Source organism: Methyloceanibacter sp., assembly GCF_058506495.1.
In genome coordinates, this window is the sequence record NZ_JBZMXT010000024.1 from 1 (window position 1) to 21,577 (window position 21,577).

General features: G+C 60.0%; 14 protein-coding genes, 1 tRNA gene and 1 pseudogene. 7 read left to right on the plus strand and 9 right to left on the minus strand.

The genetic code is table 11. From position 1 onward, the window contains the following. On the minus strand, positions 1 to 1,007 hold a 1,007-nt coding region (gene tsaD / locus AC33YF_RS06410), incomplete at its 3' end, for a tRNA (adenosine(37)-N6)-threonylcarbamoyltransferase complex transferase subunit TsaD (RefSeq protein ID WP_491776372.1). Then, positions 1,004 to 1,951 (minus strand): DUF808 domain-containing protein, encoded by a 948-nt coding sequence (locus tag AC33YF_RS06415; RefSeq protein WP_491776373.1) that lies wholly within the window; start codon positions 1,949 to 1,951, stop codon positions 1,004 to 1,006. The genes tsaD and AC33YF_RS06415, both read right to left, overlap by 4 nt. A gap of 287 nt (positions 1,952 to 2,238) precedes the next feature. Here AC33YF_RS06415 and hemC point away from each other — a divergent pair, with 287 nt between their 5' ends. The 6 genes from hemC to AC33YF_RS06445 all read left to right on the plus strand — a co-directional run bounded on the left by hemC (position 2,239) and on the right by AC33YF_RS06445 (position 8,243). Next, positions 2,239 to 3,165 (plus strand): hydroxymethylbilane synthase, encoded by a 927-nt coding sequence (gene hemC, locus AC33YF_RS06420; protein ID WP_491776374.1) that lies wholly within the window; start codon positions 2,239 to 2,241, stop codon positions 3,163 to 3,165. 8 nt (positions 3,166 to 3,173) lie between these two features. Continuing rightward, positions 3,174 to 3,890: a uroporphyrinogen-III synthase gene (locus AC33YF_RS06425; protein ID WP_491776375.1), complete on the plus strand. Its 717-nt coding sequence runs from the start codon at positions 3,174 to 3,176 to the stop codon at positions 3,888 to 3,890. Between the two features lie 88 nt (positions 3,891 to 3,978). Beyond that, the gene (locus AC33YF_RS06430) at positions 3,979 to 5,541 is read left to right on the plus strand and encodes a COG4223 family protein (protein WP_491776376.1); all 1,563 of its coding nucleotides are present in this window, start codon (positions 3,979 to 3,981) and stop codon (positions 5,539 to 5,541) included. A 3-nt stretch (positions 5,542 to 5,544) separates the two neighbouring features. Further along, positions 5,545 to 7,344 (plus strand): heme biosynthesis protein HemY, encoded by a 1,800-nt coding sequence (locus AC33YF_RS06435; RefSeq protein ID WP_491776377.1) that lies wholly within the window; start codon positions 5,545 to 5,547, stop codon positions 7,342 to 7,344. Positions 7,345 to 7,411: 67 nt separating this feature from the next. Continuing rightward, a tRNA-Thr gene (locus AC33YF_RS06440) sits at positions 7,412 to 7,487 on the plus strand. 156 nt (positions 7,488 to 7,643) lie between these two features. Next, entirely contained in the window at positions 7,644 to 8,243 is a 600-nt protein-coding gene (locus AC33YF_RS06445) for a cysteine hydrolase family protein (protein WP_491776378.1), read from the plus strand. Positions 8,244 to 8,368: 125 nt separating this feature from the next. On the opposite strand, the gene AC33YF_RS06450 is transcribed toward AC33YF_RS06445, so the two are convergent. The 6 genes and pseudogenes from AC33YF_RS06450 to AC33YF_RS06475 all read right to left on the minus strand — a co-directional run bounded on the left by AC33YF_RS06450 (position 8,369) and on the right by AC33YF_RS06475 (position 15,761). Continuing rightward, entirely contained in the window at positions 8,369 to 9,271 is a 903-nt protein-coding gene (locus AC33YF_RS06450) for a MipA/OmpV family protein (RefSeq protein ID WP_491776379.1), read from the minus strand. 118 nt (positions 9,272 to 9,389) lie between these two features. Continuing rightward, complete coding sequence (locus tag AC33YF_RS06455; RefSeq protein ID WP_491776397.1) at positions 9,390 to 10,196, minus strand: MFS transporter; 807 nt, start codon at positions 10,194 to 10,196, stop codon at positions 9,390 to 9,392. A gap of 39 nt (positions 10,197 to 10,235) precedes the next feature. After that, positions 10,236 to 10,766 (minus strand): annotated as a pseudogene (locus AC33YF_RS06460) (MFS transporter); the annotation flags it as partial. 194 nt (positions 10,767 to 10,960) lie between these two features. After that, positions 10,961 to 12,139 carry an osmoprotectant NAGGN system M42 family peptidase gene (locus tag AC33YF_RS06465; RefSeq protein WP_491776380.1) on the minus strand — a complete coding sequence of 393 codons (1,179 nt, stop codon included), beginning with the start codon at positions 12,137 to 12,139 and terminating at the stop codon, positions 10,961 to 10,963. Positions 12,140 to 12,214: 75 nt separating this feature from the next. Continuing rightward, positions 12,215 to 13,978, minus strand: coding sequence for an N-acetylglutaminylglutamine synthetase (ngg, locus tag AC33YF_RS06470; protein ID WP_491776381.1), 1,764 nt, complete (start codon positions 13,976 to 13,978; stop codon positions 12,215 to 12,217). Between the two features lie 7 nt (positions 13,979 to 13,985). Next, positions 13,986 to 15,761 carry an N-acetylglutaminylglutamine amidotransferase gene (locus AC33YF_RS06475; protein WP_491776382.1) on the minus strand — a complete coding sequence of 592 codons (1,776 nt, stop codon included), beginning with the start codon at positions 15,759 to 15,761 and terminating at the stop codon, positions 13,986 to 13,988. 460 nt (positions 15,762 to 16,221) lie between these two features. On the opposite strand from AC33YF_RS06475, the gene AC33YF_RS06480 reads away from it, so the two are divergent. After that, a complete protein-coding gene (locus tag AC33YF_RS06480; protein WP_491776383.1) occupies positions 16,222 to 19,449 on the plus strand; it encodes a L,D-transpeptidase family protein in 3,228 nt (1,075 codons plus the stop codon). Positions 19,450 to 19,477: 28 nt separating this feature from the next. Here the strand turns inward: AC33YF_RS06480 and AC33YF_RS06485 are convergent, their stop codons facing one another. Beyond that, entirely contained in the window at positions 19,478 to 21,412 is a 1,935-nt protein-coding gene (locus tag AC33YF_RS06485) for a L,D-transpeptidase family protein (RefSeq protein ID WP_491776384.1), read from the minus strand. Positions 21,413 to 21,577 lie beyond the last annotated feature (165 nt).

Consider the following 21,577-nt stretch of genomic DNA (forward strand, 5'->3'; position numbering starts at 1 on the left):
CGCGCGAGTCGCTGGGCTCCGGCCCACGCGATCATGGCAGCGTTGTCGGTGCAAAGTGTTGGGGGCGGCACCACGAGGCGAAAGCCACGCTCTGTGGCCACTTCGCTTAGTGCTTTCCGAAGCCGTGCGTTGGCGGCGACCCCGCCTGCCGCCACAAGCGTGAGAGGCGCGCGGTCCGACGCCGGATCCACGGAGAGGCACATTTCTCCGAATAGATCCATGGCTCGCTTCACACGGTCTCGGACCACATCGGCCACGGCGTCTTGGAAACTAGCACAGAGGTCGGCAATGTCTTGCTCGCCGAGCGGAGCGCGGCTCGTCGCTTCCTGGCGGAGCGCGGTCTTGAGTCCCGCGAGCGAGAAATGCAGTTCTTTGCGTCCCAGCATGGGGCGCGGGAGCGAGATAACGGGTTTGCCTCTTGCGGCCCAGCGCTCGACCTCTGGGCCACCCGGATAGCCGAGGCCCAAAAGTTTGGCGGCCTTATCGAAAGCTTCGCCCAGGGCATCGTCGAGCGTGGTTCCAAGTCGGGTGTAGGATCCGAAGTCGTTCACGACGATGAGCTGCGTATGGCCGCCCGACACGAGCAGCAACAGATAAGGGGGGCGAACGTCATCGGTGAGGCCGGGGCTGAGCGCATGCGCTTCAAGGTGATTGACGGCAATGAATGGCTTCTTGCACCCCAGCGCGATCGCCTTTGCTTCAGTGAGACCGACAATCACGCCACCAATCAGGCCCGGCCCTGCCGTGGCGGCTACCCCGTCCAAGTCGGAAAACGCGATCTGCGCCTCCGCCATGGCTTGCCTGATCGCTGGGTCCAGCAAGTCCACATGCGCACGCGCGGCAATCTCCGGCACCACGCCGCCATAGGCGGCGTGGAGGTCCAGTTGGGCCCGAACGATGTTGGAGAGAATCTCGCCGCTTCCATCCGCACGCAGGCGCACGACAGCGGCAGCGGTCTCATCACAGCTCGTTTCGATCCCGAGGAGCGTAAGCGGATTCCGGCTCATTTCTCCGGGAATAGCACACCGATCGGCTTCAGCAGTACTGTCACAATAGGAATAAGTATCGAACCGAGTATGAAGCCAAAAAGAGCATGGACGGTAGCAGTCATCGTCCACGTGATCGCACCGCCTGCGTCGCTGCCGATGAGCGCCGTCACAATCTGCGCCGTCGCTTCGTGCAGCCAAGAGATGTGAAGCGTGTGGAGGCTATGTTCCACGATGCTCCCACCCACCCAGAGCATGGCGATTGTGCCGATCGCTGAGATGACGTTCAGCACCGTCGGCATGGCCACGACCAACCCACGCCCAAACGAGCGCAAAAACTTAACGGGCGCTGCCTGGCTCATATGCAGTCCGATGTCGTCGACTTTGACCAGAAGCGCAACCACGCCATACACAACGACCGTGAAGAGGATTGCCACCACGGCCAAGACTGCTGCGCGGCTCCAAATGTCGTCGACTTCAATCGTTGACAACGCGATGGTCATAATCTCCGCCGAAAGAATGAAATCAGTTTTGATCGCGCCCTTGACCCGTTGCTCTTCAAGATGGGCCGCGTCGACGGTCTGTGTCGTCTCGTGCTTCGTGTCGTGATGACCTAAGGTCCAATGCCAGATTTTCTCGGCGCCTTCGAAACAAAGGTAACAGCCACCAAGAATAAGAAGTGGCGGGATAACCCAGGGCGCGAAGGCTTGAAGTAGAAGCAGCGCCGGCAACAGGATCACGAGCTTGCTCACGAAAGACCCGGCCGCGATCTTGCCGATCATGGGGAGTTCGCGAGCGGCTGCGATACCCGTGACATACTTGGGCGTCACGGCCGCATCGTCCACGACGACGCCGGCGGACTTGCTGGCGGCTTTCGTCGCGTGAGCCGCTATGTCGTCGACCTGCGCGGCCGCCATCTTGGCGATAGCGGCGACATCATCTAGCAGTGCGAGAAGGCCACTCATGGCTTTTGGTCTGACCCCCCAGACGTCCTCATCCTATTCGACATTGTAATACGCAACATGTCGGCTGCGCGACAGCCCACGCAGGCAGTCATCAGCAGCATGTTCGAGTTCGCCATGCTGCGTGCACAGAGTGCAAAGCTTGGCGCCGGGCAAAGGTTGAATAGAAATAGAGCCAAAACAGTTGAGTCAGGGACATTGAAGGGAGTCGCGAAACGGTCCAATAATAGGCTCCTTCCCGCCGTGAGCCACCCTCCCGGCACTTCGTAAATGCGAGGATTTTTCGCAACTTGCCTGCAACTCCCTTCATTGGCACCCGAGGCAGCCCGCTCGCGCTGTGGCAAGCGGAACACGTGCGCGATCGGCTAGCAGAACATCACGGTTCGGAGCGTGGCGCCGCCGACCTGAGTGTCATTTCGACGAGCGGTGACCGTATTTTGGACGCGCCGCTGGCCAATTTTGGCGGGAAAGGTCTCTTCACCAAGGAGATCGACGAGGCTTTGCTCCGAGGCGATATTGCGCTTGCGGTCCACTCCATGAAGGATCTGCCGACACAGCTTCCAGAAGGATTAAGCCTTTCAGCCGTGTTGCCGCGCGCCGACGTGCGGGATGCGTTTCTGAGTCCCGTCGCGGTTTCGCTCGAAGCGCTGCCCGAGGGTTCCGTGGTCGGAACGTCGTCTTTGCGCCGCGCCGCCCAGGTTAAACGCGCCCGGCCGGATCTGCGCGTTATCGACTTTCGAGGTAATGTTCAAACGCGGCTCCGAAAACTCTCAGAGGGCGTCGCCGATGCAACGCTCTTGGCCAAGGCGGGCCTTGACCGCCTTGAACTCAGCGATGCGGCCACGTCAGTCTTGCCCATTGGAGATATGCTGCCCGCCGTTGCGCAAGGTGCGATTGGCGTGGTCACGCGCGAAGGCGATGCCGACATGCGCGACCTGCTGCAGCCGTTAAACGATGCCGCTACAGAGACTGCCGTCACCTGCGAGCGTGCATTTCTTGCCGAGCTCGATGGCTCGTGCCGCACCCCCATCGCCGGGCTCGCTACGGTTGATGGTGAGGCCATCCATTTTCGTGGCTTGATTCTCTCGCCGGACGGCGCAGAGTGGCATGAAGTTGAGATAACTGGATCTATCGCTGAGGCGGATGCGCTTGGGCGACGAGCTGGCGAGGATGTGCGCACACGCGCCGGCCCAGCGTTTATCGAAAAGCTTGTGTGATGTGAACGATGCGTTTGCTCGTAACTAGGCCGGAGCCGGATGCGACCCGGGAAGTAGAGACGCTGATGGCGTTGGGGCATGACCCCGTGCGTGCCCCGCTCCTTGAGATCGAGTTTCTCGAAGATGTTCCGCTGAATCTGGACGGCGCACAGGCTATCGTCATAACAAGCCGGAATGCGCTGCGCGCGCTGGGGACGCACCCCGAGCGCGACAAGGCTGTGGCTCTTCCGATCTTTGCGGTTGGGGAGGCGACGGCCTGGGCTGCAAGGCAGCTGGGCTTCACCGAGGTCACGATCGGCCCTGGGACTGGCGCGGGCTTGCACCCTATTATTTGTCAGGAAGTCCATCCCAGCCATGGGCCGCTCGTGCATATCGGTGCCGAGAAGGTTGCTTTCGATCTGAGAGGTGCCCTTGAAAGTGATGGTATCGACCTTCGCCGGGTGGTGCTTTACCGGTCTCACCCGGTCGAGACTCTAAGTGAGGACGTCGTAGATGGGCTCAAGAGCGGAGACATTGAGGGCGCTCTTTTGTTGTCGCCTCGGACCGCTCGAGCCTTTGCAAGGCTTGTGCAACGCTATGGCCTCGTCACAGAGGTAAAAGGACTTGTTTGCTATTGTTTATCGAAGGCGATAGCAGAGGCGGTTGTGCCGTTGGGAGTCGAAGCATGCGTGCCCCAATTTGCGCGCGAGGAAGACCTTATTACGCTTTTGGAGTCTGGTGCGTGACAAGTAGGTCCGAGTGAGCGCGCCGTTTCGGTATGCTTCGACCTTGTGAAACTGGACACGTTGGCGACAACGCTGAGGTTATGATTCAATGAGTGGTACCTTCGACGAAGGAGGCGCAAGATCCGACTCCACCGGTAAGCGTCCGGTTCCGACGATCGAGGGAACGGCGACGGAGGTGTCTGTCGAACCTGGTGCCCAAGCCCCCCAAGACGACAGCGACTCCCCAGAAGGTCGCCTCGTTGAGACCGAGCAGGACGTCACGGCGGAGCACGACGCCGAGACAAACGACGTCAGTAGCCATGACGACGACCCGACTGTTGACGATCACGAGCCTCCAGATGCGGACGAGGACCAGGTCGCGACAAAGCCAGCCGACGAGGGGCGGTCTGGTGACCAGTCGTTTGTTAGCCGTGTCCTGGCCTGGTTTGCTGCGCTGTTCACCCACGCGCTCGCGGGCCTAGCGGGCGGCCTTGCGGTTCTAGCTGCCATCGCCTGGGGCTACCTGCCAATCGATGGTCTGCAAAACCGGGACGCGTTGAACGACATGCAGACCAGGATCGCCGCTCTCGAGGCCGCACCGAAGACGGCGGAAAACGCCGCAGCGATCGAGGGATTGAAGGCGCAATTGGCAGCACTGGAATCTGAAGCCAAAGACGAGAAGACGCTAGCCGTCGACTCCAATGAAGTAAGGACCCTTTCGACACAAGTGGCGCAGTTGGAAACGCGCCTTAAGTCGATGGCCGAGACCGCAGGCAGGGGGCGCTCCGTCGCCGACGCCGCAGCGATCAGCCGGCAGGTTGCTGAGGTTGAGAAGCGTCTCGACAGTCAAATGCAGCGCAAGATCCAGTCCGAGCTTCGAGCGGCGATCGCGCAGGGCGGGGCCGGATCCGTCGACAGCGGATCCGTTGATGCGCTGAAGACTGAGGTTGCCGATCTCAACGCAAAACTCAAAGCCTTAACGGCGGCGACAATGGACGGGAACGAGAGCACTTCTCTCAAGCCGGACGTCTCCGCGCTTCAGCGCCGACTAAATGAGATCGAAGCGACGCTTCCGTCCGTGTTGGACGCAGTCGATGAGGAGAAGGCTCAAACGCGTAAGGCAAATTCGGTTATTGCGTTTTCGGCTTTGCGCGATTCGGTGAACTCTGGGCGCCCTTATGCAACCGAGTTGACGACGATGAGCGCGTTATCGGGCGGCACGGAGCAGCTCAAGGCACTTGCCGAGCACGAGAACAGAGGCATTCCGACGGTGCCGATGCTGGCGTTGTCGTTCGCTAGTTTGCTTGAGAAAGCCCGTTCGGAGACAGGCGATGAGCCAGACCTTGTTAGTCGGCTTTTGGGGAGTGCGCAGTCGCTCGTGAAGGTGCGACGCATCGACGAACAGACCGACGGTACTGGACCAGATGCAGTCCTGTCGCGGGCCCAAGCAGAGTTGGAGGCTGGGAATCTCCGTGCCGCAGTGTTGGAAGTTGAGAAGCTTGAAGGGCCGCTCGCGCAGCTCTTCGGACCCTGGATTGACACTGCGCTCGTGCGTCTCGACGCGAACACTGCCTTGCAGCAGCTGCAAGAAGACCTACTTGTCTCCTTGGCTGGCAGCGATGGTGTTGCCGAGAAGGCGGACTCTGCGACGCAAGACGAAGAGATAGAATAGCCGATGACGCGAATTCTCTTTTTCACGCTCTTCGTCATCGCTGCGGCTCTGGGGCTTGCATGGCTTGCCGACAGGCCAGGCACAATTTCGATTGAGTGGCTCGGCTATCAGATTGAGACCAGCGCGTTTGTCGGCGTCGTTGCCGTTGCCCTCTTCGTCGCCACCTTGATCCTGATCTATTCGGTGCTGCGATATATTTGGACACGACCAGCAGCCGTTGCGGCGCATATGCGCCAACGCAAGCAGAAGCAGGGCTTTGATGCGCTGTCGCGCGGTCTCGTGGCAATCGGCGTCGGCGATCGCGCTCAGGCTCAGCGCTATGCGGGCGTGGCTCAGCGCGCGCTGCCACGAGAGCCGTTGACCGCATTGCTGAAGGCGCAGACCGCGCAGCTCAAAGGGGACGACGCCGCGGCGCGCCGAAGCTTCGAGGGGATGCTCGACAATCAAGACACGGAGCTACTCGGCGTGCGTGGCCTATTTCTCGAGGCCAAACGCGCCGGCGATGAAGCCGCCGCGCTGGTCCTTGCGCAAAAGGCCGTCGATCGAAACCCGAAGCTTGCCTGGGGCGTCAATGCGTTGTTCGATCTCCAAGCCCGAGAGGGCGACTGGGACCAAGCCTTGAATACACTGGCAATCGCCAGGCAGAACGGTCATGTGGATTCGCCAACTGCCAATCGGCGCCGTGCGGTACTGTTGACCGCCGAAGCGCGCGAGACTGAACACTCGGATCCCAACAAGGCCCTCATCCTTGCAAACGAAGCTCTTCGGCTGGCCCCGTCGCTTGTACCGGCCGCAGAAATCGCGGGCCGCTTGCTTGCCTCGAAAGGCGAGGTGCGGTCAGCGTCCCGGCAAATTCTGCGGACGTGGTCTCTCTCGCCTCATCCCGACCTCGCGGTGGCGTATGCGTTCGCAAAGCCTGGGCTTTCGCCGAAGGACCGTCTCAAGCGCGTCGAGTATCTCGCCAAACAGACGCCGGGCGACGTAGAAGGGGCTGTTGCCATCGCCCAGGCCGCAGTGGACGCACGAGACTGGGATCGGGCAAGAGAAGCGCTGAACCCCTATTTGGAAGGCGCCCCATCGGCCAGGATCTGTACGCTTATGGCACGGATAGAGGGGGGTAGTGGTGACAAGGGTCGGGAGCGCGAGTGGCTAGCGCGCGCGCTGCGCGCGCCGCGCGACCGAGCTTGGATCGCCGACGGCTATATCTCCGACCGCTGGCTTCCGGTGTCTCCTGTCACGGGCCTTGTCGATGCGTTTGAGTGGCGGGCGCCCGCGGATGCCATCGGCCGGCCCGACGAGACGCTCCAAATTGACGAATGGACGGAGCCGCCCCGGGACGCCAGCGCGATGGTCCGCGACAACCAAGAGGCGTCAGCATCTACAGAGCGTGATCAAGCTTCGCCGTCCGGCCAGAAGGCGGAGGCCACTGCGCCACCAAAGGAGGAGACCGTTATCGAAGGAACGGCCACAGAGGTGGCCGTGACGGAGCCGGAGAAGGGACCCGACGACAAACGGGACGCCGAGGGCGCGCGAACCAGCACCGGAGAGTCCACAGCCGCAGACCTAGATACGAACGAGAAAAACGAGAGCGTAGGCAGCGCGGGTTCGCGCAGCAGCGCGCGAGACGGTTCTGCTCTCTCAAGGGATGGAGGCGGTGCTGCAACACAGGCTGCGGCGGACGGTGATCGGCCCTCTGCCATCCTCGTGCCCCGCCGGGCGCCGGACGATCCAGGCGTCGCGCCGGATAGCGAAGACGAAAGCGAAGTCTCCTTGCAGCGCTTTCGGTCTGCTCATATCCGCTAACGACACGAGCGCAGTCCGCTTGCGCCTAGCGGCCATTGGCATTATGGACAGGGCCCACGCCAAGAGGGCCGCAATAGCTCAGTCGGTAGAGCGGCGCATTCGTAATGCGTAGGTCCCCAGTTCGAGTCTGGGTTGCGGCACCATCTCTCGGCTCCTCGCCATGCATGTCTCCTTGGCGCGCAAGTCCCTTAACTGGCGGATCTAACCGCGCCGCCTCAGCGCCTAAACTTTCCGCCCGCTGTGCGCTAGGATAAAGGCAACAGAGCGACCCCCAGTCGTCACCCTCAGGAGTAACTTGAATGTCCAACCCGACGCTTCGCGACCTCACGGGTATGAACCCCGACCCAGCACCGATTTCCGAGAGCGCCCTAGTGCTTATCGATTGCCAGCAGACCTATCGGGAAGGCGTCATGCAGCTTGAGGGCGTCGAGCCGGCGCTTGAGGAGGCGGCCGAACTTTTGCGTCGGTTCCGGGAGGCGGGCCGTCCTGTTGTGCACATCATGCACGATGCGGGTGCTGGCACCCCATACGATGTCGGCGCGCCAATCGGACAGATCGCCGAGTCCGTGGCGCCGATCGAGGGCGAAACAGTCATCATTAAAAAGTTCCCGTCCGCGTTCGAACAAACCGAGCTCGATTGGGAGCTGAAGAAGCACGGTGTCGAGAACGTGATCTATGTGGGCTTCATGACTCATATGTGTGTGAACTCGACCGCGCGGACCTCGTTCAACAAAGGCTATGCGAACACGGTCGTTGCCGGCGCGACCGCAACACGCGCACTGCCCAATCCCGCAACGGGGGAGGTTGTGCCCGCCGAACAGCTCCAACAGGCAAGCCTCTCGGCGCTGGGCGATATGTTCGCCGTGGTCGTCCCCGACGGAAAGAGTGTGCGGGACTAAAGCTGCTTCGGCTGCTGAGTAGTCGTGACCCGCAAGCTTGCTCGACATCTCAGCGCGCGCATCTCCGTCTCTCACGCTGCAGCCTGCCAAGACAAGCTTTGACGAGGTTTGTCTGCCTGAGGACTCTAACGCTTCAAGTAAAAACGGTATCCTAGGCCGACGGTTCCGGAGACTTGGTCAGGTGTCTCGACAAGGGGACTGTCTTCGGCGTCGCCAAGAAGTCGACCATAGCGCGCTCCGCCTTTGAAGACCCATCGTTCGTTGATGTCGTAGCTCCCGCCGATTGCGATAAACACGTCCTTGATGCCGCCATCAGGAGTATAAGTCGGTATGCCGGCCCGCGAGTTACGGCTCTGTGTGGGCGACACGCCGAAATAAGTCCGCATGAACTCTGCGCTGGCAAACGTCGTGCCGACCCGTACGGTGAAATCCGCGCGGTCCGATATCTCCCGGGTCGTTTCGACGCCAAAACGATACTGCGGCCCGGCGGATGTGCCGGTTATCTTCTCGATATAAGCCGCGTCGAATGTAAAGGCCCCAAGCGAGTATGCTGTGTAAGCGCCGGCGACCAGCCCCCCATCAATGTCGCCGGTCCCTTCCAAGAAATCGGCGTCGTCCTCGTCCCGCGTTGTGATCCAGCCGGTTACCGCGCCAACTCGGAACCTGTCTCCGCCAAAGACCCTGATACGGACATCGTCAAGCCCGCGAAATTTAACGCGTTGACGGACTTGCTTGAAGACGCCATCCGGCGTGTCTTCTTCTTCGACGAGGCTCGGGATGACCATGGGGATCGGGATCACTTCGTGCTCTTGAGAGCCTTCGTATTTCGGCCTGATGATTGGGGCAGCGCCGACAACGACGCTCTTCCGCACGACGGTCTCGCCGCCTGTGGGGCCGTCGACCATCGCCGCTTGCGCATGAGCTTGCGAGGCGGAAAAACCGCCCAAATGCATGGCGCACACCACGCCAAGCGTCAAAGCACCGTATCCCCAACCGTGGTGCTCTGATAACTCAAACCCAAGCCGCATTCGTGAAACCTCATTGAATCGCAGTGATTTTTTAGCACGGAAACGAAGACGCGGGTAAACGAGATCAATGGGCGGGGGAATCTCCTTTCATGGGATGCAGAAATGCAACAATGTCGCCCTAAGCATGCGCCCGGTGCTTGTAACGCCAGGCAGACGCCAACTTCGCCGGGTCTAGCGTGCCTCCTACGAAGAAGAGCGCGATCGCCGCTCCGCATACGGCGATTAATGCATCGACAAAGAAGGCGATGCTGATTCCGTCGGCGAAATTCGAATTGCTGAGGACAATCGCCGTGTTTGCGCCCAGCCCAATCGATCCGCCGGCGATTTGAAACATGTACACGATGGCACCGGCCAGGCTGGCGCGAGACGGATCCAGCGCCGTAATGCCTGCCGTGGTAATCGATGAGTAGAACAAGCCTACGCCAATTCCCAGAACCACCATGCCAAACACCAGGTCCTGATAGGGGGTGCCGCTGTGGAGGCGCGACAGCAAGAACATTCCTGCTGCCAAGAATAGCGCGCCGCTAACAACGCTCACTTTTGCCCCTAGCCGTGCATAAAGGCGCCCAGAGATGAACGAGGTAATCGCGAACGTTCCCATCATCGGCAGGAGTCCTGCGCCGCACTGCACCGCGCTAAAATTCAATTTATGCGCCATGTATTGGGGGAGGTAGAGCAATGCAGCGAAGAAGATTGCCGACATAGCGAGGACCGTCAGGCAGGCGGCCGCAAAGCCTGTGTTGCGCATGACGTCGTCTGGCACCAGCGCAGCGTCGCCGGCGCGGCGTTCGACTAAGAAAAATACGACGTAAGCGAGAGCCGACAAAACAAAGAGGCCGTAGATCCAGCCCGTGCTCCAACCGATCCGCGTGCCGAGATCCAGCCCGAGCAACAACGCAAACACGGCAACCGTCAACGATCCCATGCCGCGATAGTCGATCTTCTCGGCCCCCTTCGCCGGCGCGTCGGGTGCGACGACGAGATAGGTGATGAGGATCGCCGCGAGCGCGATCGGCAGATTCAGAAAGAAAACCCAGCGCCACCCGACCGTATCTGTGAGCGCGCCGCCGAGCAACGGTCCGAACGCGTTGCCAAAACCTGCCGAGCCCATGACGAGACCCCCCGCAAGTCCTGCTTTGCTGCGTGGCAGAAGGCTAAAGGTCATGCCGAGAACCGCCGGCTACATGAGCGCACCGCCCATGCCCATCACGAAGCGGCAGGCCAAAAGAATCCAGACATTCGGCGCCAGTCCGCCGAGAACCGAGAACGTCGCAAAAATTGCAGAGCCAATGAAAAAGGCGTGACGCCGCCCAAACATGTCCGCAAGTCGCCCGCCCGTGACGATAAGTACGCCGAACACCATGGCGTAGCCATTGATCACCCATTGGGTCGTGTTCACGTTCGTACCGAAGTCTTTTTCGATCGCTGGGATCGCAACGGACAGTGCCGTAAAATCGTTGGCAATGACGAACACCGCGACAGCCATAGCGATCATGCCGAGTATGGTCGACTTGTTAAGTTTGTCGCCGTCTTTGCCCACGCGATGTGCCTTCCTGATTATGGCGGCTCGCACTCTTGCACAGCAGACGGTGAGCTGGCCAGCGTCGGCAGTATAGGACGTAGGCTGACAATAAGAGAGAGTTCGGTTGTGTTACGCAGCCGCACCGGGGTCGATCGCTTCTTCGGCGGTTACTCCTCGACGGTCTCGTCTTCGATCTCGTCCATGCGCACGTCGGAGGAAAGTTTTTGTTGAGCCTTCTCGGTCGGTTGGCTGGTGAAGTCCTCAAGTGTCCCCACCAGTTCTGCGTCGCGCCAGAAAGCGATCGGGCTGAGAAGGTAAGCCGTGACGAGTTCGGCAAGCGACCGCAAGGCATGGATGTGTATCCGCTCCCAGCCATGCGAGGCATCGACGCCGAAGCAGATCAACGCGGTGCGAACATCGTGGCCAGCTTCGACCGCTGAGGCGACATCGGACCGGTAATGCCGGAAAACATCCTTCTGGTAGTAGATATCGTCTTCGCGGCACAGGCGAGCCAGTTTGCGCGTCAGATGATAGTCGAACGGACCATTCTGATCGGCCATCGCAAGCGTGACGCCGAACTCTGCGCTGTTCTGTCCGGGCGCCGTCGTGCCGTTGTCTACCGCGATAAGCGAAGCGACCTCGTCTGTCAGGATGTTTGCGGCGCCGATGCCGACCTCTTCCTCGATCGTGAACAGAAAATACGCATCGACCGGGAGCTGTTCCTTAACGGGAATCAGAGCTTTCAACGCCGCGAACATCACCGCGACACCTGCCTTGTCGTCCAGGTGCCGAGAGCAAATGTACCCATTCTCAAGAAACTCTGGCTGCGGGTCGATCGAGATGATGTCGCCGACGTCGATCCCAAGCCGGTTTGCCTCGGCGGCGCTAGAGCAGCGTGCGTCGACGCGCACTTCGACATGACGCCAGCCGGTCGGCTGTTCGTCCACGTCATCGCCATAGGTGTGGCCGGACGCCATGAGTGGCAAAACTGTCCCTCTGTAGCTGCCACGCTCGGTGAATATCGTGCAACGCGCACCCTCGGCAAAGCGCGCACTCCAATATCCGATGGGTACGATGGCGAGTCGGCCGTTCTCTTTGATGCCTTTCACCTGGGCGCCAAGCGTATCCAGATGCGCTGCGATCGCGCGAGCCGGCCGCCGCTCTTTGCCACGAAGAACGGCCCGAATGGCGCCGCGGCGTGTAACTTCGAACGGAATGCCAAGCCGATCGAGTTCCTGGCCGCACCACTGGACTGCATTGTCCGTGTAGCTTGTTGGGCTTGGGATGTTCAGAAAAGTCTCAAGCGTGTCGGCGAGGTAATCCAGATCGATGTGAAGAATGGTCATGACGCAGCCCCGTTATTTGGGGCATGCGTCTGGCGCCTACCCCTTATGGATCGGTTATGGGTAGTACGAGGACGCCTACATTTGAAGCGCCTTGCGGACAGTCGCAGGGACGGTTTGGGGGAAAAGAAGATCAATAAAGCGGGCCGCGGTTGGCTGCGGTTCGTGATTGGCCAACCCTGGGCGCTCATTGGCCTCGATGAACCAGTAGGTTGGTTCGGTAGGCGTCTTCACGATGAAGTCGATGCCTGTCACGGGGATTTCGATTGCCTTAGCAGCGCTTACGGCCGCATCGATTAGTGCTCGATGCAGGATGCCCGTCACATCGTGGATCGTTCCGCCCGTGTGCAGGTTCGCAGTTTTCCGCACGGCAATCGACGCGTCGGTCTCGGGGATGTCGTCGTAGCCGTAGCCAGCCACAGCCAGGCAGCGCTCTGTCTCCGCGTCCATTGGGATGGCGGACTCACCGCCTGTGGCTGCTAGACGGCGTTTGGTCTGGCGCTCGATCAGTTCACGGACGGTCGATTTCCCATTGCCGATGATCGTGGCCGGTTTTCGGATTGCCGCTGCCACCACTCGATAATTGATAACAATAATTCGGAGATCGACGCCTTCGACGAACTCTTCGAGGATCACCTCGTTGCTGAGCGTTCTCGCGTAGTCAATCGCCACTCTTGTATCGTCCCAATTTGTCAGTCCGACCGCGATTCCCCTGCCCTGCTCGCCACGCGCGGGCTTGACGACGACCGACCCGTAGCGCCCCAAGAAGGCGCGTGCCGTGTCCTCCTCGTCCACCGTGATTTGTTCAGGCACCTTAACTCCGGCTGTTTTGACAATGCGTCGCGTTACGCGCTTGTCGTCGCAGATGCTCATGGCAATCGCGGTGGTGAGTGCGGTGAGACTTTCACGGCAGGCCACAGAACGACCACCATAGGATAGCCGGAAAAACCCTCCTTCCGCGTCGATGATCTCGGCGGTGATGCCGCGCCGATGGGCTTCATCGACGATAATACGAGCATAAGGGTTGAGTGCATCGTACTCGTCCGATGTCTCGGTGAAGAGCTGCTCGTTGATGACGTTCTTGCGTTTGACGGTAAATGTGGCCCACCGGATGAACCCGAGCTTCTCGTACAGCGCGATCGCCATCTCGTTATCGTGCAGGACAGAGAGGTCCATATAAGTGCAGTCACGCTCTTTGAAATGCTCCGAAAGACTGCGCACAAGCGCTTCGCCGATACCGGGCAAAGTCGACTGCGTATCGACGGCAAGACACCACAGTGATGACCCCTTTTCCGGATCCCCAAAGGCGGCATTGTGATCCACGCCCGTGACGGTGCCGACGATTGTATTTGTCTTGTCGTCAACAGCGACCAGATACGTGATCGCGTCGCTGTCGCGATGTTCCCAAAAGAAATTCGGCGCCACGGTCACCATGCGCCGAGCTGCATAGACGCGATTGATTTCCTCGGCGTCCTGCAGTGACTCCAAACGCCTTATGTGGAAGCCCCTAGGCGCGGTCGACGCGGGCTCGTAGGTCTTGAGGTTAAGCCGATAGGTATGGGAGGGATCGAGGAATAGCTCCTGAGGCGCCGCAGCCAGAACGACATGTGGATCCAGAATGTAGAACGCGATGTCACGGCGTCCCGGCCCCTCTGCTCTCAGGCAATCGGCAAGGTCCGACGCGTCGGCAAAAGTCTGTCCAAACAGAAGCCGTCCCCAGCCGCAATCAAAGGCGACGTTGCTCTCGACGGCACCCCTGGGCGCCAAGTCGGCGCGTGGCGTAGTGCTATGTGGTCCGCCACTTTCCATAGCGTCTTGGGCGCTGCTTTTTTCCGTGCTCATGCTGTGCCTAGAGGTTGTGAGACTGAAGCCAGAGCTCCAATAGCGCACACTGCCAAAGCTCCGATCCACGCAAAGGCGTAATATGCGATTTCGGATCGGAGAACAGGTTATCGAGATAGGTAGGCTGGAATAGGCCTCGATCGTTTGCAGCCTGCGATGACAGAGCGTCGCGCGTCATTTCCAGCACGGGACCGTCGATGTATTTCAGCGCAGGCACGGGGAAATAGCCTTTCGGCCGGTCGATCACAGACGAAGGGATAACATCTCGTGCTACATCTTTCAGCACACCTTTGCCCTCGTCTTTGAGCTTCATCTCGGGCGGTACGCGAGCGGCGAGCTCCACGAGCTCGTGATCCAGGAATGGCACCCGCGCCTCGAGTCCCCAAGCCATCGTCATATTGTCGACGCGCTTCACCGGGTCGTCGACGAGCATAACGGTCGTGTCGATCCGCAGAGCGCGATCAAGCGGCGTTTCGGCGCCATCCTTCGAAAGATGCGCCTCGACCAAGCGGGCGGGCTCATCCTCCTCTGCCATCCACGCTGCATTGATATGCGATGCGAGCTTCTCACGGCCCCGGTCGAAGAACAGCGCCTTGTAGTCCGTCAGAACGTGATTGGAGTTGGCCAGTTTTGGATACCAATGATAGCCGGCGAAGACTTCATCCGCCCCTTGGCCGCTTTGAACGACCTTCACGTGCTTCGCGACTTCGCGCGAGAGCAGGTAAAACCCGACGTTGTCATAGGAAACCATTGGTTCGGACATTGCCGCAATCGTTTGCGGCAGAGCCTCCAACATGTCGCTGGTCGGGATCATGATCTTGGTGTGATCCGTGCCGAAGTGCTTTGCGATGATGTCCGAGTAAATGAACTCGTCGCCCGCTTCGCCGTGCGCAGCTTCGAAGCCGATGGAGAATGTCTTCAGATGTTGCTGACCGGCTTCGGCCAAGAGGCCCACGATGAGACTCGAGTCTACGCCGCCTGAGAGCAAAACACCCACGGGGACATCGGCGATCATGCGCCGATCGACAGCCCTTCGTAGCGTCGCTCCGACGCGATCTTTCCACTCCGAGTCGCTCGTCGCCAAATCTTCTGCAGACCGCTTGAAACTAAGGTCCCAGTACTGCTCGTCCTTGAAAGTCCCATCGGGCTCGATCACCCGAAGCGTCGCCGCCGGCAGCTTTCGGATCCCTCGCAAGATCGTGTGCGGAGGCGGGACAACCGCGTGGAACGTCATGTAGAGGGCAAGACCAACAGGATCGAGCGCCGTGTCGACATCTCCGGCTGAAACGAGCGCGGGCAGCGTGGAAGCGAAGCGCACTCGTTTGTCGGTCTTGGAATAGTAGAGCGGCTTGATGCCGAGGCGGTCCCGGCCCATTGCAACCCGGCCCGTGTCGCGTTCGCAGACCACAAAGGCGAACATCCCATTGAACCGTCTTGGCGCTTCCCTCCCCCAGGCGTGCCAGGATTTGAGGACGACTTCGGTGTCGCTTGTCGAGAAGAAGCGATAACCCTTGGTTTCTAGTTCTGCGCGAAGCTCCTTGTGATTGTAGATGCAGCCGTTGAAGACGAGCGTGATACCAAGCTCCGAATCGACCATGGGCTGCTGGCCACGTTCGGAAAGATCAATGATCCTCAGGCGTCGGTGACCGAAAGCGAATGAACCGCGGGACACAATGCCGCCGGCGTCCGGTCCGCGCGGAACCATCGCGCAGGTCATGGCCTCAATAGCCTCGACCGATGCTGGCGAGCCGTCGAATGTGATCTCGCCGCACAATCCACACATACGCTTATGCCTTTTCGGGTGACGGTTTCGATTGGGCGCGAGAGCCCATTTGAAAAATTAAGCAAGAATAGGGCCGAGTTCGCGTGCCTTTGCACGTGCCAGCAATTGCGCTCGAAACAACTTAGATTTGTCTTGATTTGAGGAACTGTTGCATCGAAGCGTGTATCGATCAAATCCAGGCCAACCCGAAGTCCAACTCAAACCGAAACTTATGCTGAAATTATGAGCATAGGGACGATGAAGTCATTAGATCGACTATCGGCGGAGCCAACATCGTCGTCGCGAAACTGTCGAGAAGATGCGAAGCTCTCTTGCGAGCTAAATCGTTGCGCTCAAGTCGTTTAGCCAAGGAACCGCCCTGTTTCGTCCCTATGCTAAAACTCCTACGTAAACCTCTCCACATTCAGAAAAGCGCCGTCTACATTCAAATTTGGCGCTCAGAGGCTCTGAGGGACGACGAATGAGAGGACGATTCGTCATTGTTGGACTGACGATTCTGGCCGTGGCGGGCTTTTGGTTAGGGACCACAGCAGTTCCGACTTCGGCAACGGCTGAATTCCGTGTGCCCGGTCTCTTCGGTGGCAAGAAGGTTGTGAAGCGCAAGCGCTATCGTCGGGCCGCGCCCGTTCAGCCGCTTCGAAATCCGGATCGGACCTTCGCCGCCGTCTCCGCCAAGGCGACTTCTCCAGACATCGCAAAGAACAGCCTTGCGGCCCTCAGCGTCGGCACCGCATCAGCGGCCACGGTCTCGCTTGCTCTACCAGCGCCGAGGCGCGTCGCGGATCGTGCGGGCTATGCGGACGAGCAAGAGGACCGCAATAAGGATGCTTCAAAGACGGCATCGGACGCCACACCGTCTTCGGAAACCGATAAGACGCGTATCGAAACGGCCAAGAAGGAAAAGGCGAACACGGACGACAAAGCCTTAGAAGCCGAGGGTGCAGCCTCGGCCAAAGCGTCCGATACGGAAGATGCTGAGGCTGAACGAAAGACGGCGACTGAGGCGAGCGACACCGACGACAAGGCTGAGACAACGGCGATAGACGAGACTGAGAAGGACTCTGAGAGCTCGACCGCAGAGGCCGCGAAGTCCGACGACAAGAGAAAGGCTACGGCGGACGAAAACACCGACTTGAAGTCAGACGAGATCGAGACGGCTGCGAGCCAAGCCTCGGAAGACGATGCCGTCGATTCCAAGACAGCCGACTCCAAGGCCGCTGGGTCCAAGACTGCCGAGAAGAAGGCGGACGCTGATGAGAGCGCCCATAAGGACAAGGCCTCTCAAGAGAAGACCACAGACGACAAGAGCTCGGACACGGCGACCGCAGAGCAAACGCCAACGAAAAAGTTCGAGTCGAAGAGCGCAGACGCAAAAGCGCAGGACGATGGTAGCGCCGCCTCAGGTGGGTCGACCAGGAAATCTGAGGAGGACGTTGCCGACACCTCCAAGGCAGCGGAAGCCACTGAAGAGGATTCAGCGGATACTGAGACTGCCGCAAACGCGACAACGCCGGCGACAGACACCAAGTCGGCAACTGACACCAAGGAGCCTGGGGCGAAAAACCCGGCAGAAGTCAAGGAAACTGCAGAGGCCGACGGGCGTCCCGACGCCATGAGCGACGACGCGGCCAAGCCGCGTGTCGCCGAAGACAAGACGCCTGAGAGTGCCGACGAAGAGAAGACGGCCGCCAAGGACGAAAAATCCGCTGATAAGGCTGAGGCTTCCGATGCTGGGGCCGACGACAATAAGCATGTCACGGCGTCCTTGCCGCCCGCACCGCCTCAGAAGCCAGCAAGTGCGCGCATGTCAGGCACTGTGAACACGTCGGAAGGTCTGGCCAAGGCTGACGGCGTGACTGATAACGGCGACGCTGCCACCGATGCGCTCGCTGACAAGACGGCCACACCAGATTCTCGTGTCCATGATGCCACCGTTATTCTCGATATCTCGCCGCCTCCCAGCGCGAAAACGGAGGTCGGGGACACTGAGGTCGCGGCGCTTTCTCCGGAATTGCGACCCTCTGCGGATGGCCCTTCCGCTAGCGATCGCTCCGACGACGTGGCTACAGATCGAGAGTCGTCGTCTGACGCAAAGACGAAGGGTGAGGACACGAAGTCTGCGGCAATCTCGACGGAAGCGGAACTCTCCACTGGTCGCGAGTCCTCGACCGGGGGAGCGGACAATGTATCGTTGGATTTGGACCCGCCTCCTCCTCCCCCCGTCGACCCTGTCATAGCGGTGGTTCGCTCTAAACTGTCGAGCTCAGCCCCACGCGTTGCGTCTGCGGATTTGGAAGCCCTGAAGGCATTTTATGGCGAGCGTGACGACAACCCGCTCTGGATCGCCGGAGATGGCCTGACGCAAAATGCCAAGACGCTCATCGCAACGATCGGCGACGCTGACGACTGGGGTCTGGATGCGGACGCCTATGCCGTGCCTGCAGCCAACAAAGTGCTGACGACGGACGAAGAAAGGGCCGATGCCGAGGCGGCGCTGTCTGCAGCCGTGCTGAAATATGCCCGGCATGCGCAAAACGGGCGGCTCACACCGTCCAAGGCTCATAAACTTTTCGATTTCAGCCCGAAGGCACGTGATCCCAAAGCGGTGCTCATCGAGATTGCGGAATCGAAAACACCCGACGAGGCGCTGCTCGCTCTCCATCCGCAACATCAGCAGTATCAAAGCTTGCATACTGCCTTGGTCCAAGCCCGCGCCTCCGCAAAGGATATTGGCCGTAACCCGGACGATGACCGAATGGTCCAGCTCATTGTGATCAATATGGAGCGCTGGCGCTGGCTGCCATCCGACCTCGGCAACTTCCACGTTTGGAATAACATCCCGGAGTTCAACTTCCGTGTCGTGAAGGGCGGTCGCGAAATCTACAAGGCAATAACGATCGTGGGTCAGACCAAGTATGCGACGGCGTTCTTCTCGGCGCCAATGCGCAACATCGTGTTCAACCCAAATTGGACAGTCCCGCCGACGATCGTCAAAGAAGACATTGCGCCTAAGTTGAAGGGCCCGCAGCGTTCGGGTGGCTTTTTTGGCGGGCGGGAATCCCGAAACAGAATGCTCAGGCGCTATGGTTTAACGGTCAGTCGCGGCGGGAAACCGGTCGATGCGGATGCGGTTAACTGGCAGACTGCGAACGTCCACTCCTATACGTTCCAGCAGGATCCCGGCCCCCACAACGTGCTTGGCCAGTTCAAGTTCAACTTCCCGAACAAGCACGCCATCTACATGCACGATACGACGCAGAAAGAACTATTCGGCCGCCAAGTTCGCACGCTCAGCCATGGGTGTATCCGCGTGCATCAACCTGCACAGTTCGCCGCCGTCTTGCTTGCAGAGGACAAGGGGTGGTCAATGGGTTCGGTTCAAGACGTGCTGGCGCGTTCCCAGGGTCAGACAAAGGTTATTTCGCTCCGGCGGAAAATCCCTGTCCACCTCACCTACAACACGCTCGTTGCGGACGGCTTCGGCTCGGTTCGGGAGTTCGGAGACGTCTACGGCATCGACAATCAGATGGCGGCCAAGCTGTTCAAGAATCCGGCCTATTTCAACGTGCCGTTTTCCGGCGCCGAATTCGCAGAAACAACGCCCAATCGACGGTATTCGGAGCCTCGCCGCCGGCGCGGCGGCGCCACCACCGTTGACGATTTCCTGTCAGGGATTCTTGGCAACTAGGCGTGGACGCGGCCCGAATAGCCGAGACTTACTTGATGGCGCTGAGAATATCGCGCGCGAGAGCTGTGAGAGATGGGTCTCTTGCGCCCATCACAAGAACCACGTCCCCCTCCCGCGCTTCGCGCGCAATCGCGTCGGTCAGCTGCTCTCGTGAGGGTACGAAGATCGCTTGCGTTCCATTTGCGGCAATCTCGTTCACGATATCGGCGGCGGAGAAGTCTCGCGTCGCTGTGCCGCCGGCGTAGAAGACCTCGAGCATGAACAGTTTGTCGTCCTCGGCAAGCTCACGAGAAAATGTCTCCACGAAGTCATCCCAGAGAAATCGCGTGGGCCCGTAGCCGTGCGGTTGATAAATCGCAAGAACGCGCCGCCCCCTCAGCTTCGCCGTGCGTATCGCGGCGGATATTTTCTCCGCGTTGTGAGCGAAATCGTCCACGACTTCGATTCCCGACGCATGGCCAATCGTCTGAAACCGCCGCCCAATGCCGGAGAAGCCCGCAAGCGGTTTCGCCATGTCTTCCAAGGGCAGTCCGGCGGCCTGGCACGCGGCAATGGCCGCAAGTGCATTTGTCACGTTGTGGAGTCCAGGCACCGGGATGGCAAAAGCGACGTTGTCCACCTCGAAACGCGTCCCGCTCGCATCATGCTCCACGTTGACTGCCCGAATATCGGCGCGCTCGCTGACGCCGAAGCGTATCGCTGTGCCAGCAAACGCGTCTAGATTGGGGTCATCGCCAACTACCAGGGCTTCCCGTGTCCTGGCGCGCAGCGTGGCGAACATGGCGGCTACTTCGTCCACTTCCTTGTGGTCGCGCTGAAGATTAAGGATGACGCCAATCGCCGGCGCGTAGCGAACGAGTGAACCGTCACTTTCGTCCGCTTCAACAACAAGGAGGTCCGACGTGCCGGCGAACGCGTTGCCAATCAGACCTTCCGCTTGCAGCACCGGCAGTTCGCCGCCGGTTATGACGGATGGATCGACGCCGAGCCCGCGCAGAATCTCAAAGGTCATGCCCGTCACGGTCGACTTCCCACTTGTGCCCGTCACGGCAATCGAGCGGAAAGTGCCAACAAAGTGCGCGAGCATCTCGGATCGATGGACGATTGGCACGCCGCGCGCTTTTGCCGTTGCAAAGTCGGGGACCGTCTCCTCCACGGCCGTCGAGACGACCAGTGCGGCGCAATCATCCCCGATGCCGCTGCCGTTCTGCTCGAACACATGGATGCCGAGCGCTTCGAACTGAGCGCGGACGGTAGCCCGCTCGCCATGATCGAAAGCTCGGTCGCTGCCGCTGACGCGCCCGCCCTTCATCGCTTGAAACTGAGCAATCGCGCTCATGCCCGAGCCGCCCAGCCCCGCATAGTGAAAACGACCAGAAGATACGGCAGGGATGGCGCGGTCCTCGGGCGGTGCAATAAGAACGAGGTCCCCTTCCTGAGCTGTGTCAAAAAGTGTAGCGATATCCTCGTTGAGCATGCGCACGCAGCCGCATGATGCAGGCCGCCCGATCAGCGCCTCATGGTTAGAGCCATGAAAATAGATGTATCGCTCTCGGGAGTCGCAGCCCGGCCCTCGATTGATGCCTTCTTCGAGGCCATCCAGCGTCAGGATACGTGTCAGGATAAGGTCCGCATCACGAGCATCGCCACGCCACACTTCGCCGGTCGGCTCCCGTGAGGCAAAGACGGTTCCCTGATCCGCGCCGGCGCCGATTTTTCGATCGATGCGGTGCCAGCCGGGCGGAGTCTTGAAAGAGTTCTCCTCGCCTCCGATCCCGTTGCGCGCGGTTGAGACCGGCCATGACCGGACGGCCGAACCATTGTCGACCAACGTCGCCGTTTGTCGCTCGACATCGACGATGACGACTCGGCCGGGCAGGACTTCGGGAGCGCCCGCGCGGGTCCGGGCGGCCTCGAGAAGCGCAAGCGCGCGTGTGGTTATGGCTGGTAGCGGCGGCGTCACGCGGCGCACTCTGCCACAAGGACATCGTGCCGTGTTACCCCTTTTATCGCAGTCTGATGAAGCAGGTTACCGTCTCGAGTAGAACAACGGACCCCCAAAGGGGTAGTAAAACTTCCAATAGCGATACTGATACGGAGTGTAATAGCGCCTGCATTGCCAACCACA